14 protein-coding genes are annotated in these 16,744 nt (G+C 37.9%); 4 read left to right on the top strand and 10 right to left on the bottom strand.

Going from position 1 to position 16,744, the window contains the following annotated elements; translation table 11 throughout:
• Positions 1 to 163 precede the first annotated feature (163 nt).
• The 6 genes from ACWNMY_RS13750 to ACWNMY_RS13725 all read right to left on the bottom strand — a co-directional run bounded on the left by ACWNMY_RS13750 (position 164) and on the right by ACWNMY_RS13725 (position 4,606).
• Complete coding sequence (locus tag ACWNMY_RS13750; RefSeq protein WP_449538833.1) at positions 164 to 796, bottom strand: response regulator; 633 nt, start codon at positions 794 to 796, stop codon at positions 164 to 166.
• Complete coding sequence (locus ACWNMY_RS13745; protein WP_449538832.1) at positions 789 to 1,835, bottom strand: sensor histidine kinase; 1,047 nt, start codon at positions 1,833 to 1,835, stop codon at positions 789 to 791. Before ACWNMY_RS13745 ends, ACWNMY_RS13750 begins: the two co-directional genes overlap by 8 nt.
• Positions 1,832 to 2,566 (bottom strand): cell wall-active antibiotics response protein LiaF, encoded by a 735-nt coding sequence (liaF, locus tag ACWNMY_RS13740; RefSeq protein ID WP_449538831.1) that lies wholly within the window; start codon positions 2,564 to 2,566, stop codon positions 1,832 to 1,834. The genes ACWNMY_RS13745 and liaF overlap by 4 nt, the downstream gene beginning before the upstream one ends.
• A gap of 134 nt (positions 2,567 to 2,700) precedes the next feature.
• Positions 2,701 to 3,348 (bottom strand): PspA/IM30 family protein, encoded by a 648-nt coding sequence (locus ACWNMY_RS13735; protein WP_449538830.1) that lies wholly within the window; start codon positions 3,346 to 3,348, stop codon positions 2,701 to 2,703.
• A 172-nt stretch (positions 3,349 to 3,520) separates the two neighbouring features.
• Positions 3,521 to 3,868, bottom strand: a complete 348-nt coding sequence (locus ACWNMY_RS13730) for a lmo0954 family membrane protein (RefSeq protein WP_449538829.1) — start codon at positions 3,866 to 3,868, stop codon at positions 3,521 to 3,523.
• Between the two features lie 126 nt (positions 3,869 to 3,994).
• The gene (locus ACWNMY_RS13725) at positions 3,995 to 4,606 is read right to left on the bottom strand and encodes a DNA-3-methyladenine glycosylase (protein ID WP_449539129.1); all 612 of its coding nucleotides are present in this window, start codon (positions 4,604 to 4,606) and stop codon (positions 3,995 to 3,997) included.
• 500 nt (positions 4,607 to 5,106) lie between these two features.
• Between ACWNMY_RS13725 and ACWNMY_RS13720 the strand changes: the two genes are divergently transcribed.
• A complete protein-coding gene (locus ACWNMY_RS13720) occupies positions 5,107 to 6,162 on the top strand; it encodes an ATP synthase beta subunit C-terminal domain-containing protein (protein WP_449538828.1) in 1,056 nt (351 codons plus the stop codon).
• Positions 6,163 to 6,203: 41 nt separating this feature from the next.
• Here ACWNMY_RS13720 and ACWNMY_RS13715 read toward each other — a convergent pair whose 3' ends face one another.
• The 3 genes from ACWNMY_RS13715 to ACWNMY_RS13705 all read right to left on the bottom strand — a co-directional run bounded on the left by ACWNMY_RS13715 (position 6,204) and on the right by ACWNMY_RS13705 (position 8,799).
• Complete coding sequence (locus ACWNMY_RS13715) at positions 6,204 to 7,034, bottom strand: cytochrome c oxidase assembly protein (protein ID WP_449538827.1); 831 nt, start codon at positions 7,032 to 7,034, stop codon at positions 6,204 to 6,206.
• A gap of 214 nt (positions 7,035 to 7,248) precedes the next feature.
• Entirely contained in the window at positions 7,249 to 7,920 is a 672-nt protein-coding gene (locus ACWNMY_RS13710) for a GNAT family N-acetyltransferase (protein WP_449538826.1), read from the bottom strand.
• Between the two features lie 21 nt (positions 7,921 to 7,941).
• Positions 7,942 to 8,799, bottom strand: a complete 858-nt coding sequence (locus ACWNMY_RS13705) for a carbon-nitrogen hydrolase family protein (RefSeq protein ID WP_449538825.1) — start codon at positions 8,797 to 8,799, stop codon at positions 7,942 to 7,944.
• Between the two features lie 268 nt (positions 8,800 to 9,067).
• Here ACWNMY_RS13705 and ACWNMY_RS13700 point away from each other — a divergent pair, with 268 nt between their 5' ends.
• The 3 genes from ACWNMY_RS13700 (at position 9,068) to ACWNMY_RS13690 (ending at position 11,137) form a co-directional block, all read left to right on the top strand.
• A complete protein-coding gene (locus ACWNMY_RS13700) occupies positions 9,068 to 9,271 on the top strand; it encodes a helix-turn-helix transcriptional regulator (protein ID WP_449538824.1) in 204 nt (67 codons plus the stop codon).
• A complete protein-coding gene (locus ACWNMY_RS13695; RefSeq protein ID WP_449538823.1) occupies positions 9,272 to 9,943 on the top strand; it encodes a DUF3169 family protein in 672 nt (223 codons plus the stop codon).
• A gap of 222 nt (positions 9,944 to 10,165) precedes the next feature.
• Positions 10,166 to 11,137 (top strand): polysaccharide deacetylase family protein, encoded by a 972-nt coding sequence (locus ACWNMY_RS13690; RefSeq protein ID WP_449538822.1) that lies wholly within the window; start codon positions 10,166 to 10,168, stop codon positions 11,135 to 11,137.
• Between the two features lie 81 nt (positions 11,138 to 11,218).
• Here the strand turns inward: ACWNMY_RS13690 and ACWNMY_RS13685 are convergent, their stop codons facing one another.
• Complete coding sequence (locus ACWNMY_RS13685) at positions 11,219 to 16,549, bottom strand: 5'-nucleotidase C-terminal domain-containing protein (protein WP_449538821.1); 5,331 nt, start codon at positions 16,547 to 16,549, stop codon at positions 11,219 to 11,221.
• Between the last annotated feature and the right edge of the window lie 195 nt (positions 16,550 to 16,744).

Raw genomic sequence — 16,744 nt, 5'->3', positions numbered from 1 at the left:
CACAAACTAAATAGTTAATTAGGTACAAAATTCTTCCTAAATAATATAAATACTGGAAAACATAATATAGGTATAAATACCTATATAGAGAGTATTTCCTACATAACAAAAAAGCACAGATACAATTTCTGTGCTTTTTCTTTGAAATTTTTATGGTATATTCTCACTTGACAAGTGAATGTTTAAAAGCATAGATAACCGCTTGCGTTCGATCCTGAACCTCTAGTTTACTTAGTATATTACTTACATGTACTTTCACAGTCTTTAACGCAATAAACAGTTCATCCGCTATCTCTTGATTTGTTTTACCGTCAGCGATTAAGAGTAGGATCTCCATTTCTCTATTTGTTAGTTCTTCGTGTGGTAGATGTGTATCCTTTTGTCTCATACGAACCATCATTTTACCTGTAACTTCAGGCTCTAGTACAGATTGACCATGGTATGTCTTACGAACAGCCTCCGCTATTTCACTTGCCTTCGATGTCTTGAGCATATAGCTTGTTGCTCCCGCCTCTAATGCTGGATATACCTTCTCGTCATCAATAAAGCTTGTTACGATAATGATCTTCGCCTCGGGCCAGCTTTGAATGATTTGCCTAGTTGCCTCTATTCCATCCATTTCCTTCATCACAAGGTCCATTAAAATAATGTCAGGTCGTAATTCTAAAGCAAGCTCGACCGCCCTTTTTCCATCATCTGCTTCTCCAATGACATCAATATCCGATTGCGCTGATAAATAGGAAGAAACACCTATTCTCACCATTTCATGATCATCGACAAATAATACTTTAATCATCTTCTCCACCCTCTAGCTTTAGCATAGGAACCTTGACTTCAATCCTTGTTCCTTTATTATTGATACTTACAATTCTCATCGTTCCACCAATTTCTACTGCACGTTCATACATATTTTGAAGTCCGTATGAACCTGCTTTTGCAACTTCCACATCAAAGCCAATTCCATCATCCACAATACGTAAAATGACAAAATCATCCCTTTTAATTAATAGGACTTCTAATTGATTTGCTTTTGCATGTCGGAGGGTGTTTGATACAGACTCTTGAAGAATACGAAATAAATGATCCTCTACCCCTTTATCAATTGGAAAGTCCTCAATTTTCGTTTCCACTGTTACAGGAACCTTTTGTGCTAATTCGACTAGTAGCTCCTTGATTCCTTCCTGTAATGTTTTTCCTTTTAACGCTACAGGACGTAAATGAAGTAGGAGGGCTCTCATTTCTAATTGTGATTGATGAATCATTTCCTCCACCAATTTAAGCTGTTTCGTTTGTCGGTTTTCTGCCGGCGGATTTGTTTCATTGATTGCTGACATCAACATGGATGCAGCAAACAATTGTTGACTTACCGAATCGTGGAGTTCCCTCGCCAATCGGTTACGTTCCTCTGAAACAATTTTCTGGATCCGTTTTTCTTGATCTTCCGCCTTTTCATTAGCCAACTTCTGAGACAATTTGATTTGTTCTGAGATATGGGTTTGAACCTTTTTTATTCGTTCCCATATCGTATTCATTTCTGCTGATTGATTTTCAGGTATATGCGTAACAGTTCTACCTTGCTCAATCTGATAAATCGCATCAGAAACTGTTAACAGTTGTTTTCTCCAAAGTACACCTGATACAATACCAAAAATCAGCCCACCTAATAGGCTAAAACTTATTGCAAGTATGATATAGGGAAGATCCATCAATTCTGTTTGCCATAAGGCCGACCAATTTGCTAGAGGGAAAGCCATGAACGATATAACATGAGAAAGTATAAATAAACATACAGAAACACATAGTCCAACTACAATTTGTTTTTGTATTGTACTCATACTCGTTTCACCTCAAGGTCTCCCACTCCAATTGAGGTTATGATTTTCAGTTTGTATTCCTCATTGTCGTATTGTTCGGTTTGATACTGAAGAGCCTGGTTATAGGTTTTTAAATCATGATTTTCGAAAATGGTTGTAGAGCCATATAGGACAGAATGACTCACCTTAACCTCTACCTCATAGGGAACAAATACTTGAACATTTCCAATCAGATTCCGAATATAGATGACTGATTCACCCTTTGGAAGAACCGTATAGCTTAAATCAATAATGCTATCTCCAATCCCTGATTGGATATTTACATCATTCCATTCATAGACATACTCAGGCGTCTTTTGCTGTCCAAAGATAAGATTTTGGAACAACGGTTTACGCTTCAATACAGGTTCCTGAACGGAAGTTTTTACCGTTTGTTTTATATCAGGTTTTATATATGCTGGATTTTTCTTTGATTGAAAAAATTGAATTAATACGTAGATAAAAATAGCTAGTAGAAAAAACTTCACTGTCATCATGCTAAAGATTGTAAGAGCTAAGCTTATCCAGCCGAACCAGAAAAGAATCTTGCCAAATGTTCGTGGAAGCTTTTTACGACCAATATAAATACATCCAATCGAAATGACTAAAGAAAAGAGGATCCCGCCATCAAAAAAGGAAACTTCGATAATTAAAAGAATGATTCCGAGAAGAAAAATAACATTAAGATAGTCTGACTTCATTTTATCTAACAAGGCGCTGGCCTCCCCTCACATTGAATATATTGATTATTAACCGTAAGTAGTGTTTGGCCAAAAAAGCCAAAGTTCATTTGATTTGAATAAGAAGACGTAGATAGTCTACGCCTTCTTAGAATACCATGTTTCTACTAGGAAATTGAATGAGTTTCTTCTTTTTTTCCTTCTTTTTCAAGCTGAGCAATCCTAGCATCTATTGTATTGCGATGGTAAGAGGAATTAACTTGATGCTCTAGGCGCTCTAAATAATATTCCATCTCTTCAAAGGTTCTTGAAGCTTTACCTGTATATGCATTTGTATCAAGTACCTGGTTCATTCGGTGGTTAGCACGAGCTATATTTTCACGACCCATTAACTCCATACGCTTGATATGCATGTCTTTTAACTTATGTTTCATTTCTTCATACTTTCTTTCAAGTTCAATTAAATTGGCACTTGCATTCGTTAGCATTTCCTGCAATTTTGCTGAACGTTCTTCATAGGCAGTTTGCTCTTGAATTGCAAACTCATACAGTTCATTTTCTCCAGCTTCTTGTGCGACACTTGCTTGGTGTTTACGCTTTTCAACAAGTGCAACTGCTACACGATGTTCTCTTGCAAACTGATCCTTAAGCGAATGTTGACGTTCCACAAGCTTACGTACTTTCTCTACCTCTGCCTCACATTGACGTAAATACTGGTTGAGCAATGCAATTGGATTTTTCTTTTCTTTTTCATCTAGTAATTCATGAAAGTCTGCCATAACTGTATCCTTTAATCGAGTAAATAGGTTTGCCATTTGTATCATTCTCCTTTTAAAAAAATTATCTATATTGTTAGTCTCGTATTAAGTCCTTAGGGACTGTGACTACTTGGAATAGCCCTTCATCTCGGTATTGAACATCTCTTTGAACGGGTTTACCATTGAATACGTCCTTCTTTTACCATTAACTGGGTGATTCTTATAACGATTACTGTTTGTTTAATTCAGCCCATTGTTTTTCAAAATTTGTGAACGGGTCTGCTGTATCAGAGATAACTTCTTGCTTTTCTTTTTTCCAGTTTTTAATAACTACGTAAAGGATGTATGCTGCAACGATGCCTAAGATTGCTGGTACATTTGAAGCGGAAGCTGTTAATGCGATCACTCCAATAATTGCCCATAGCACCTTGCTTGATATAGAATCTGATTTTACAAACTTCTTAAATGCGAAGTACAGGATCGCTAGGCTTATCACCAAACCAATCATTGGGCCAAGCTGTGATAGAAGCACAATCGCTGCGATACCTCCAAGAATAAACAATCCGAATTTTTTCATGTTTACTTCCTCCTTTCATGTTTCCATCTTATCCTGTATCGCGTTTCGTCATAATGAGCCCCAGATATATTTTTCACTAAGACTTCAGGCTTAGGAGAGATAAGCTTCACATAAAAAATGGTCCACTCAATGTGAGTAGACCTTATCTTTTCGCGAAACAAAAGGGTTTCCCGTAATCCAAAATCTCCATGGATAATCCTTTGCCTCTCCAGTATTTTCAATGCCAATTCGTGCCCCAGTCGAAATTTCAAGAGGCGTATATCCTTCTTCAATATAAATAGGCGGCTCGAAAAAGGGACGACCATAATCCTCCATTGAAATCCCTAACGCTTTCGTCAACTTACCTGGACCGTTTGTAAGATTGCGCTTGTCTATATTCCCTCTTCTGTTATACATGAGTTCAATGCCTTCATCAGGTTCAACCGCTCTAATTAGCACTGCCTCAGGCTTATCTAACTCACCACTTACTACGTTAACAAGAGTATGAGTGTGCATTTGATAGGTGTATACGTACCCAGGCTCACCAAACATTACCTCAGTTCGTTTCGTTCTTTTGTTTTCAAAGGAGTGCGCTGCCCGGTCTTCCGGCCCTTTATAGGCTTCGGTTTCGACGATATAGCCCGATGCGAGACCATCCTCTGTACGCTTTACAAGCTTACAGCCGAGAAGCGCCTTTGCGAGTTCTAATGTTGGTTGATGGAAAAATGATTCAGGTAGGATTGGGTTCATGGGACTCAACTCCATTTAGGCATTTTGGTTTATTATTCGTGTATAGGACGGTATGTATTCTTTGTTATGTTAGCTTGTATGATTTGTAGCAGGGATCGGGATTCCATACCATCATTAGTTGTGAATCTGGTTTAAGAGGGTACATTACGTGTATTTGCATACCGTCACTTGATCCGTTTTTGATTTTGAAGGTACGATTACTGCATTTGCGTACCGTCACTTGATCCGTTTTTCAATTTGAAGGTACGATTACTGCATTTGCATACCGTCACTTGCTCCGTTTTTAATTTTGAAGGTACGATTACTGCGTTTGCGTACCGTCACTTGATCCGTTTTTGATTTTGAAGGTTCGAAAATGACTTCAATCTTTTTTTAAACAATGTTCCTTGTTATGGACTTTTAGGAGGTCCATAATCTTCAAACGTAAAAAAAATTACCTCAAAGCGAAATTACTTATTGCATTCAAAAGCAAAATATTTTACTCTAAAAAGTAACAGGAGGTGAAATTTTTGGAAGATATTCGATTAAATGTTTCTTTACTCCGTAGAAAAGTACCAAATTTAACAACTGCAGCGCGTGCTGTTGGGTTACGTCCTGCAACAGTTTCTAACCTTTGTACTGGAAAAATACCGGTTGGTCGTGCGGAAGTACGTACCTTGGTGGCACTTGCCGATTTAGCTGAATGTAGTTTGGATGAATTGCTTATTAGAGGGGAGAAGATTGAAATGATTGAAACTGGAATTAAAACGCTTGATGTTTTTGCTCCATTAGCAAAAGGGGGGACAGTTGGACTTGTGGCACGTCCAGGGATGGGGCAACTTGTTGTGCTAGCTGAACTTTTCCATCGCCTACGTAAGAATGATTTTACCACCGTTTTGCTATTGCCAGATGGAGATCATCCAGAAGTAAATGATCTTTTAGATGAAGTTCAAATCCAAGTAAGAACAATCAACGAAGCATATGAAGAAATTGCAAAGCTTGATGCATCCAAAGAAGTTGCCTTTGCAGCTGATCGTACCCATGTTATTACAGGAGAAATCCAAAGCTTACAGGAGAAACTTCATAATGCTGGAATTGATTCTGTCACGACTATTCTGGTAGATTTAAAAGGAGAAGTTGTAGACGACGACGTTCCATATGGACCTCTTGAAACGCTGTGGCAATTTGACGCTGACCTCACTGCTAGACATCAATATCCTGCCGTTAACCCAGTTTATTCAACCTCTTCTGTTCTTGAAGGGGCACACCTTGCACACCTTGACCAAACACATTTTACCATCCAACAACGAGCAAAGAAACTACTGCGAAGATACCGCGAGCTTCGTTCCCTCGTTACGGTACATGGAGTTGAAAAACTCCCTGAAACAGAGGTACAAACCTATAATCGAGGTGAACGCTTGGAAGCATATTTGACACAGCCCTTTTATGTAGCTGAAGCCTTCACAGGTAAAAAGGGAGAAACGATCAGTTTACAAGACTCCTTACAGGATATTCGTAAAATTCTCGATGGCACAACTGACTCACATGATGTTAAAGATTTAGCCTACATTGGAAAACTCGACTAGAGGCAAAAAGGCAGGAGAGCATTCGCCCTTCTGCCTTCTTACTATGCTTTTTTTCTATTTTTCATTACTAACCAGATTGCACTCAACCCAAAGATTAAAGCCTGTGAAACAAAGAGTATAATCGCCCCATTTTTTTGTTCACTTAATGGCGGATATGGGAGTAGCGTTTCCAGTAGATCTGGTGGAACCTCTTCTCCAAGTGGCATACACAATGCAATAGCAGCTAGCATTTGGCTAGTATCACTGTATACAGTATATAGTTCACCATTCGCAAGCAATAGGAATACAGTCACTGGTACAAACAATACAATATTCACCACAATATACGTCAGCTTTTGACGTAGGCTCAATGGATCATGTTCGGGTATCGGTCCAATAATCGGCCACCATAGGAACACCGCAGCTACAATCAATCCTATTAAAAAGAAATAATTTGTAAAATACCCAGTCCGAATCCAATCAAACACTACCGGTATGTGATATCCAATAAACAAACCGTGAAATAGTACAATTGCAAAAAGAGGATGAGTGAAAAAACGATATATTTTTTTGATTCCATTATTTGTTAACGTCTTTTGTAGTAATTCAGTCTTTACTCCAACTACAAGTAAAGGGGCTGCTATTAGAAGGATTGCGACAATCTGTATAATGTGGGCTCGAAATAACATTCGTCCTAATAGATTGAGCGGACTTCCGACGGCTAAAAGGATAAGTAACATACTCCCAACAAAGGATATCGTTTTATATAATTTGTGTCCTTGAGGTGTAGGTAATAAGAACATATACAATACACTTAAAATCAATGTAAAAAAGATAATTCCGCCATTCCATTGGGCGTGAAAACTAAAACCATCTAATATCTGACTAATCATCTCGTCACCAACTTTTTGGATAGTCGTTATTTTGAGTGTTATAGAGCTTCAACAACGAGGTTTCTTCTTTAAACACACATGTATATATTCATTGTAATTCCTACCTTCCTTTAGGTATATGATTTATATCACATGTTGATTTTCAGACAAAAAGTGGACATAAAAAGTCCATATCTAACCGATTGATACACGATTAAATATGGACGTAGTCTTTTTATAAAGGTAATAAACCGATCGTTTCTTTCTCTCTTACTTCATTAACCATTTCAATCCATTCAGTTGGTTTGTTTGGAAGAACAGTATAGTAGGTTGTCAGGAAGTCGACTACCAATTGACTTGGAAGCTCATTTACCCTGTCATCAGTGGGCATAAAGCATAAATCAAGTCCCTTTACTGCCTCTCCATCATTGTTCCAAGATGGATGAACATACGCTAAGTCTAACCGTTTATAGCCAAGGTGTGACAATACCTCACGACGCACAAACGGATCCATAGGCTTCACTGTTCCAAATTCATAGTGCGCTACCTTATAAGGATCATAGATTTCTGCAAACATTCCAAATAACTCTTTTCCGTTTGCCTTTGCAAGCTCCTGTAAATCTACGCTACGATTTTGAGCTAAGAAGCGACCAATGCTTAATCCAGGTTGACCTATAATTGTGAAGTCTGTCATTGCTATATTCCAATCTGGATAATAGCGATATTCCGTTGCTCCTACTACTTGATCATCCAATACTGCAACGAATACACGAATACTTGGGTCTTCCAAAGGTTCCTTCCAAAGTTCAAAATCTAACACTTCTTCTTTCGGAAAAACCTCTTTCATAAGCTCATGCATTTTAAAAAACAACGGATCATTGATACTTGTTATTCTTCTATACTCCATACTCATTCACTCCTTTTTCTCTTATTTCCAATCTGGGTAAAGGTCTGTTCTTCGATCTCGCCACGTTGTAACAGATCCGCGTTCACGAACCTCATATAGAAGGTCTAAATCTAGATCGGCTGTTACGATCATGTCATTATTAATCTCGCCCTCTACTAATATCCCTTTCGGTGGAAATGGGATATCGTTTGGCGTAAGTACTGCCGCCTGTCCAAAGTTAGCACGCATAAAATCAACTGTTGGAAGAGAACCAACTGTTCCCGTTCCCACCACATAAACTTGATTTTCCACTGCTCTTGCATGGCTCGTATAACGAACACGATGAAATCCATGACGGTCATCTGTACAAGATGGACAAAAAATGACATCCGCACCTTTTGCTTTAGCCATTCTTACGATTTCAGGGAACTCAATATCATAGCAGGTTAACATCGCAATACGTCCCTTATCTGTATCAAACACTTTAAAATCCTCACCAGGTGACATATTCCATTCGTTCACTTCTGTAGGGGTAATGTGTAATTTTGCCTGCTCTCCAATTCGACCATCTGGATAGAACAAATGAGCCACATTATTTAGGTGATTCCCTTTTCGAATGACATGTGTACCACCAATAATGTGGACATTGTATTGATTGGCAAGATTAGAAAAAAGCTCTCGGTATTGTTCAGTAAAATTTGGCAGGTCGTCTATTGTAAGGCTTTTACCATCCTCGCCACCTATCGATAAAAGCTGAGTTGTAAAGAATTCAGGAAATAAGATAAATTCTGCATCAAACTCCATTGCTGTTTTTATATAATGTTCAACTTGTGAAGCAAATTCCTCAAATGAACCAATTGTATGAAGATGATATTGAACGGCTGAAACCCTTATTTTCAAATTGAGATCCCCCTTTAATTCTAAGTTTGTTATAAGTGGATTATTATATATTTTTATATTATTAACAAGTAAATTGTTTTGGTACTTTTCGTTAATGATTTCATTCTACGCCATAACAAGCAAAGTGTGTAACGAAATCACAAAACAGCTTGTATTAGTCACACGACTATTTGACTACAATTATTATATTTTTGACAATAATAGTTTACATTTTAATAAATATATTTTACAATACAAATAAGATTTAAAGAATTGAAGGTGATGTTGTTTGAGAAGTCGCTTAAAAGAGCTTCGGGCACGTGATGGCTATAATCAAACTCAGCTTGCTAAGCTCGCAAAAGTATCTAGACAAACGATAAGTTTAATTGAACGCGAAGAATATATGCCTTCACTACTTATCGCCGTTCGAATTGCACGTATTTTTCATGAACCAGTTGAGAATGTATTTCAATTTGAAGAGGAGGAATTATAAATGAAACTTATCTTGCAGTTTATAGTTGGAGGACTTGTTGGTTTCGTTGTCGCGTATGCTTTGATGAATTTTTCTGAGTTTACTTTCTCAGGAGAAATTACAGTTATCAGCTTACTTGTAATCTCTATCATTCTAATTGCCCTGAGTTTGTTTAGGATTCAACAGATTAAATCCTTAAACAAACAAACATTTAGTGGTGATGAAGAGGATGAAGTCGAGGATAGAAAATATAAACTAGCAGCAGATTATTCCCTATTTACAAACTCAAGTTTCGTTTTTTCTATACTGTTGCTTAGTTTGTGTTTAATAACGGATCAAAACTTACTGTTCAAGTTAGCTGCAATTGGGCTCATTATCATTGCCTATTTCATGATTCAATACATGACACATTTTATGAAACAAAGTAACCCAGAGCGGAATATACCAAGTGCTTCCGACCCAGAATATGCTCAAAACTTCCTAAACTATGCAGACGATGGTGAAAAACATGTCATATTAGATGGGCTGTATAGATCATACAACTTATTAAACATTTCCCTAATTATTGCAATTACACTTTCTACTGTCTACTCTGTTACTGGGGATCATTCACAGACATTTTCAATAATCCTTATGGCAGTTGTTTTATTAGTTGTTAATAGTAAATATTTTTTAGTTGTGAGGAATAAATAAATTACAGAGGATGCTCAGAGGATTTCTTAGCATCCTCTACTTGTTATAACAGACTATTAGCCTACGAGCCTCCCATTACCTTTTTCCTACTTTTCTCCTTCCGTACGCTCTCTTGGTGTGGTACCATAATATAGCTTGTAAATTTCGTAATAAAAGTGAAACATTTCTGCAACATATACGTCAAATATAGTGAAGAATATCTCAGCAAAGAAGGTATGCATAATGGGGAGTGCGAAAAAAGTAAGGAAGGGAAACATTATTAAGATTATCGCTTTTCTAGCCTTTACTGTCCTATTACTCTTGTATTCTTTTTTTCTCTTACAATCTAAGTTTTTTCTTGAAGCAGATGCCTCTGAATCTGTTGCAGGTGTTGAAAAGACTGTTGAGAAACCAGTAAAAACTGAACCCAAGGATGATGATTTGAGCGTGCACGATAAACCGAAAAGTAATGAAATAGTAGATAAACCCACTATCGAGGAACCCACACCCACAAAAGAACCTGAAGTCAGTCCAACTCCGGAACCGAATACTGCAAAACACCCAAGTCCCGAAACAGACGATACGCAGGATGCACCAAAAGAAACACCAGCTGCGCCATCGAGAGCAGTATATCTAACATTTGATGATGGTCCTCATAAGGTTTCAAAAGACATTTTAGCTTTATTAGATCAATACGACGCGAAAGCAACTTTCTTTATGTTAGACAATAATATCAAACAGTATCCAGAAGCAGTCAAGGAAATGGTCGATAAAGGGCATAGTTTAGGTCTTCACGGAGTAACCCACGATAAGCATAAATTCTATCAATCTTCTCAATCTGTTTTAGGTGAGATGAACCAAACACAACAGACGATTTTGGAGCTGACAGGTATTGAAACGGATTTAATACGCACACCGTTTGGAAGCGCTCCACATATGACTGATGCTTATAAGGAAGCCGTTGATGCATCGGGATATAAACTGTGGGATTGGAATATTGATAGCCGTGATTGGCAGTTTAGAGACAGCCGCTATGTCGACAGTGTGATTGAACAGTTAAATAAGCTCAATCGGGTCAATGAACCAATTGTTATTTTACTACACGAACGACCTGAAACACTCGAGCATTTACCGAAACTATTAGACTATTTACGTGATCAAGGATATCAATTTGAGGCATTAGAGTCTTCGATGCACCCGATTCAACTCTTTTAATTACAGGTAAAGGGGATTCCTCCTTCCATAAATAAAATGAACAAAGACCATAGAAGAAATCCTATGGTCTTTGTTTTGTAGTTATGCTTTTTTCAGCTGTGTTCTTCTGCTCAAATAGATGATACTCGCTGCCAAAAGGATTAGTACAATTCCTGCAACTAACAGGTTAGCATGATTAGTCGCTGTAACAGGTAGCTTATTCCCACCTTGAACATCCTTTTCATCAGAAATAATCTCATCAGTATCTACATCTTCTTTTTTGTCCTCAACGTCAACTTCTCGGACACCAAATGTACTGAAGTGATCAGTTGTGGCAGTGATCTTTCCATCTTTCAGTTCCCCACCGATTACTTCCCACTCTCTACTTTCTGGGTTCCAATAGAAGACTTTGACTTTATCTTCATTCTTCACCAATTTAGGGTCAACTGAAAAAGTCATTGTGACTTCCTCTTTGAACTTGTGATATCCTTTTCCTTCAGACTTGATAGTAAATTCATAAGCAACTAAAGCATCCTTACGGTTGTCTTTTTTTACTTTAATTTCCGTTACACCATCAGGCAGGATTGAAGCCGGGATTTTAAGTTCTACAACCCCATTTGAGATTACTAGATTTGCATTTGCTGCTTTAAGTTTCGCAATCGTTTCTGCAGGTAATGATACAAAAATTGTATTTTTCTTTTCAGGAACTTCTACGATAACAGTAGCTCCATCTTGTAATTGCCCTAGATCGTCAGCATTAACTTCATATTTATTGCCATTCTTGACTTCTGGAGTCACCACTACGACTTGAGGCTCTTTTTCAACTGGTGGTTCTTCCTCACCTGGAGTTGTATGAATGTCTACAATTCTACCTTCAGTTTCTGTTGAAATTCCTTCACTACCTATGCTTACTAGATGATCTCGGAAGTTCTCCCAGTCGGATAGTCCTAAGTCAGTTACACGGCCTTCTTCATAAGCTTTTGCAAATACATCATAGCCGTCTCCGCCTTTTGCAGTAAAGGCATTGGTTGCGATTGTGTACGTAGTAGAATCATCAACTGCGATGGGGTTTCCTTTATCGTCGTTGATATAAACGTCAACTACTCGTTCCCCTGCAGGTTTTGAAGAATCAAATTCTACTTTTCCTCCAGCTACATGCAAGAAGCCTCCATTTTCACCAGGGTATCTGCTCACCGAAATTTCGAAAGCTTCTTTCAGTTCAGCGCCTGTTAGTTCCATTGTCGCTAACGTATTACCGAATGGAAGAACAGTAATTACTTCACCGACTGTGATAGATCCTTCGTTAATAGCTGCACGGATACCACCACCGTTTTGTAATGCCATTACGACATTTTTACCGGTGAATGACTTTGCTTTCGCAAGCATTCCATCCGTAATTAAGTTCCCTAAGATCGTTTCGTTTTTACGTACACTTGGTTTTGTATTATCACCGTCTGTACGTGGGTTTTCTAATTCAATTGGAGTTGATACACCAATTTCTTCTTGAGCAACAGCATTTACTCTATCCTTATAAGGGGCAAGTATTTCTGCAGCTTGAGGATCTTCGGCTTGGTCACCAATTGAAATTAATTCCCCAGCATGTTCAATGACTACACCATTGTCATCGAATACAACATCTAAAACGCCTAAGTTACTGTTTGCATTCCCAGTTTGAACGATTACAGTTGGCGTTGCATCTTTTGCAACAACTACAGGCTCATCCAACGTTGTATGACTATGTCCACCAACGATTACGTCAATACCTTCTACATGTTCAGCAAGAAGTAAATCGTTATCAATAGCTGCGTTATCGTCATATCCAATGTGAGTTAATGCAATAATCTTATTAACACCTTTTGCTTCAAAAGCTTCGACAGCTTTTTCTGCTTCTTCAAGATAGTTTTCAAAAGCAATGGAACCTGGACTTGAGATGTCAGCTGTTTCTTCTGTTGTTAAACCGAAGATACCTACTTTTTCACCGTTTACTTCTTTGATGATTCCATTGTATATTTGTCCATTTTCAAAATCTGCTGCAATAGATTCTTTGAATAGTCCATCAAATGTAGCATCCTTTGAGAAATCAACATTTGCACTAACAAATGGGAATTGTGCACCTTGAATAAATTCCGCCAATTTTTGATGTCCCTCTGCTGAAGAACCTAAGTCGAATTCATGGTTACCAAATGTCATTGCATCAAAGCCCATTAGGTTCATCATCGCTAAGTCTGCTTCACCTTGGAATTCATTGAAATATAAGGTTCCTGTAAATGCATCACCTGCATGAAGAAGTAACGAATCAGGTTTAACCTCTCTTACTTCTTTTACTGCAGTTACTGTTTTTGGCATATTATCCAAAGCAGCATGTGTATCATTTGTATGCATAACGGATAATTCAAAATTCTTTTTTAGGTCAACTTGAACCAATACCGGGTCATGGTCACTCGCACGACCAGCCATGTCAGTAAAATCAGCATTAATGTGTAAAATATCAATTTCTGTTCCAGGTACTAAGTTATTTGAAACAACAATATGGTCTAACACTTGTGAGTTACCTTGGAACAAGTACGTATAGCGGTCACTCTCATCTACATAGTTAATCATGTTAGTCATCAATTCACCTTCAAACAATTTCATTGCATCAGAGAATTGATAATCATTATAGTCACCAACCGATACGATATTGGCATCTGGGTTATCCGCTTTTACTTCTTCTACAAAGTCATACACGATCGTTGCAATTTGTTTGCGTTGTTCTTCACTACCATAAACAGGTGGTTGTGTAGATCCGAATAATGGAGTGTCACCAGATTTAGAGTTCCAGTGATTTGCAATTACCACAACATCTTCACCTTTGAAGGTAAATTGTGCAGCTAACGGTTTACGACTATTATCAAATGCAGGATTTGTAGGATCAATACGACCAGGGTTAAGAGTTAATTTGCCTTCTGCATAACCAACCGCTGTTGTAGCATCACCGGCTGGAATTCCTTCTGGCAAGGAAACGCGATCTGGGTTATATAAGAATCCAACACGGATGTTTGCATTTGGCGCTCCACCATCTTCATTGTTGATAGGATCGATGTTTAGGTATTCATATTCAGGTCCACCAGCATCCACAATTTCCTGAATTAACCGTTCATAGCTTTCATTTGCAGCTGAATCTCCAGCATCTTGTCCATTGTTATCTTGAACTTCTGTGACGCCAATAATATCAGGACTGTTCATGTCTTTTACAAAAGCTCTTGCTAGTTTTTGAGCCTTATCATTTGATGTTTCAGACGTATTATTTGAAAAGTTTTCTAGATTATAAGAAGCAATTGTTAGTTTATCTTCCGCTTTGATTATTGTTGTTGTCTCAGGTTCTGTTTCACCAACAACATGTTTTGATATCATGTCTTCCAAATCAGCATATATCTTATAGTTTTGATAGCCATAATTGACTACACCTGTGATTGGTCCTTCAAATTTGTCCCCTGTCGCTACTTCAAAGTCTCTCGCAGCATTGTTATCGTACAATTTGAATTGGATACGGTCAGCGTTTGCGTTGTCTTCCGTTAATAAAACGCCACCATGGATTGTATCAGTTTCTCTATTTTCCAATACAGTTATTAAATCTCCATGCTCCTGAGGCGATACAGCCTTCACTGTCCCTACTTCAACAAGCATTCCTTCTATACTTTCCCAGAAATCAATTGCATCTTCTTCTGGATCAAACTCTCCTAAGCTATCATTATCGATTACATTACCTGGTAAGTTTTCACTCGTAATTTTAGTAGTTTCAGGTAATTCGACCTTCTCCTCGATAACTGTAACGATACCCCCACGGTCATCACGAGCATTAATTTGTGTAACCGCTAAGTCCGTTTCAGCTTTTGAATCATAATAGCCATCGATATGGTATTCATCGACTGTACCCGTTACACTCACTACATTACCTACTTCTACATTTGCTTGGTTGCCTGTATATACGACAATACCTTCAGACGTCTTTGGATTGTTGTCCTTTTGGTCATCTGGTGTTTGCATATGGAAATAGTTAGCCCCACTGATTTTATACGTATAGGTAACAATACCTTCAACATTGTTAACTGTTGTACCAGTAAGTGGTGATTCATGTGATTCGCCTTGAATATCATGGATTTTAATGTCTTCTACATCGTACACTTTGTACGTAAATTCATTTACTTCGCTAGCAGTAAAACCAGCTTTTACTGCAAATGCTTTAATTGTTACGTCTTCTTCCACCGTAATCGGTTCACTGTATTTATGAGCATTTTCAACTGTTGGTTCAGTTCCATCAATTGTATAGTAAATGTCTGCACCTTCAGTTGTTGTGGATAGAGTTACTTCCGTTCCAGTTGGGATTGTCCCTGATGGATGAGAAGCACTAACTTTCTGCACTTTTGTTGCATCTTCCACTATATCAGCTTGTCCACGCGGAATAATTTGATAGTCTGTATCAAACTGTTGAACAATACCTGTTATTGAATCATACGTAGTTCCAACTGATAACTCCAATGAACCATTTTCATCACGAACTAAAAACTCAGTACCATCTTCAGCCTTTGCTGTGAAATTAGCCCAGCCGCTACCTTCATTCACATTTACAAGCTCGATATTCTTTACAATTGCTAGTTTAGATTCATTTTCTTCAGTAATTGCTGCGCCTGATAATTCAACTGGAGACGGCACGCCTTTGTCTTCTAGTTTTTCAATCAACGTTGCAGAATTTAATTGTAGTAATCCTCTATATTCCTGTAATGAACCACTTACAGTGATTTCATCACCAAGTGTAACGTCTAATGATGTTGGACGAACAGCAATTGCAGCCGTCTCATCTTGAATGTGAATTGTATTTTTTAATACGGCAGTAACAATACCTTTAACTGCTGCTTCACCTGTTCCCTGAGCACGTGCTTCAGCAATGCTAATTACTGTTGGTTGTTCAGGTTCTGGATTGGTGTCACCGTCAAGAAATTCATAAGAAGAAGCACTTTTTAAACCTGGTACGCTAAAATACTTCTCAAGGCTACCAGATATAGCTACTTTCTTTTGAAAGTTTTCAGGGTGATCTACTAAGTTTAACTCTTTGCGAATATCAGTATTTGGTAACTGTACAGGTAAGATTTTAGCAGGATCACTTTCATTTGGATCGTCTGCCAAACCTAGATTTGTGGCAATATCAAATGGTGCGACTTGATCATAATTTGTTCCACTAATAGCCGCCCCCACGATATAACCTTGTACTGTAGCCTTCCCAGTATTATTTGCAATCGCTTCTGCTACTGTAATAAAAGATGATTGTTCTTCAGTTACAACAGCATTTCCTTCTGCAGCATGTACAGGAGGCGCGAAGTTTAATAGAGTCGTAGGCACTATTAAACTAAAAACAAATAATAATGATAGAAACTTTCTTACTATGCCCTTTTTCACATTCTTCTCCCCTTACCTAAAATGATTTTGGTACGCTTTCAAGATACTGGTACACTTGAACACGGTCAATGGAATTTACAGAAGTTAAATAAAACTTTTACATATTTCGAAAATTGTAAAATCCTGTCCGCACTTTAAAATTGCCACAAAGTTCAAGCCATGTATATCAACCTTTTATACTAATTCACAAACTAA

The organism is Ferdinandcohnia sp. Marseille-Q9671 (genome assembly GCF_976954385.1).
Note: the sequence above shows the minus strand (reverse complement) of the source record. Positions and strands in the feature narration are given on the sequence as shown.

Excerpts from the sequence above, each read along its gene's own strand:
- ACWNMY_RS13750 (WP_449538833.1), bottom strand. The coding sequence starts at position 796 with ATGATTAAAGTATTATTTGTCGATGATCATGAAATGGTGAGAATAGGT.
- ACWNMY_RS13745 (WP_449538832.1), bottom strand. The coding sequence starts at position 1,835 with ATGAGTACAATACAAAAACAAATTGTAGTTGGACTATGTGTTTCTGTA.
- ACWNMY_RS13695 (WP_449538823.1), top strand. The coding sequence starts at position 9,272 with ATGAAACTTATCTTGCAGTTTATAGTTGGAGGACTTGTTGGTTTCGTT.
- ACWNMY_RS13735 (WP_449538830.1), bottom strand. The coding sequence starts at position 3,348 with ATGGCAAACCTATTTACTCGATTAAAGGATACAGTTATGGCAGACTTT.
- ACWNMY_RS13715 (WP_449538827.1), bottom strand. The coding sequence starts at position 7,034 with ATGATTAGTCAGATATTAGATGGTTTTAGTTTTCACGCCCAATGGAAT.
- ACWNMY_RS13690 (WP_449538822.1), top strand. The coding sequence starts at position 10,166 with ATGGGGAGTGCGAAAAAAGTAAGGAAGGGAAACATTATTAAGATTATC.
- ACWNMY_RS13710 (WP_449538826.1), bottom strand. The coding sequence starts at position 7,920 with ATGGAGTATAGAAGAATAACAAGTATCAATGATCCGTTGTTTTTTAAA.
- ACWNMY_RS13730 (WP_449538829.1), bottom strand. The coding sequence starts at position 3,868 with ATGAAAAAATTCGGATTGTTTATTCTTGGAGGTATCGCAGCGATTGTG.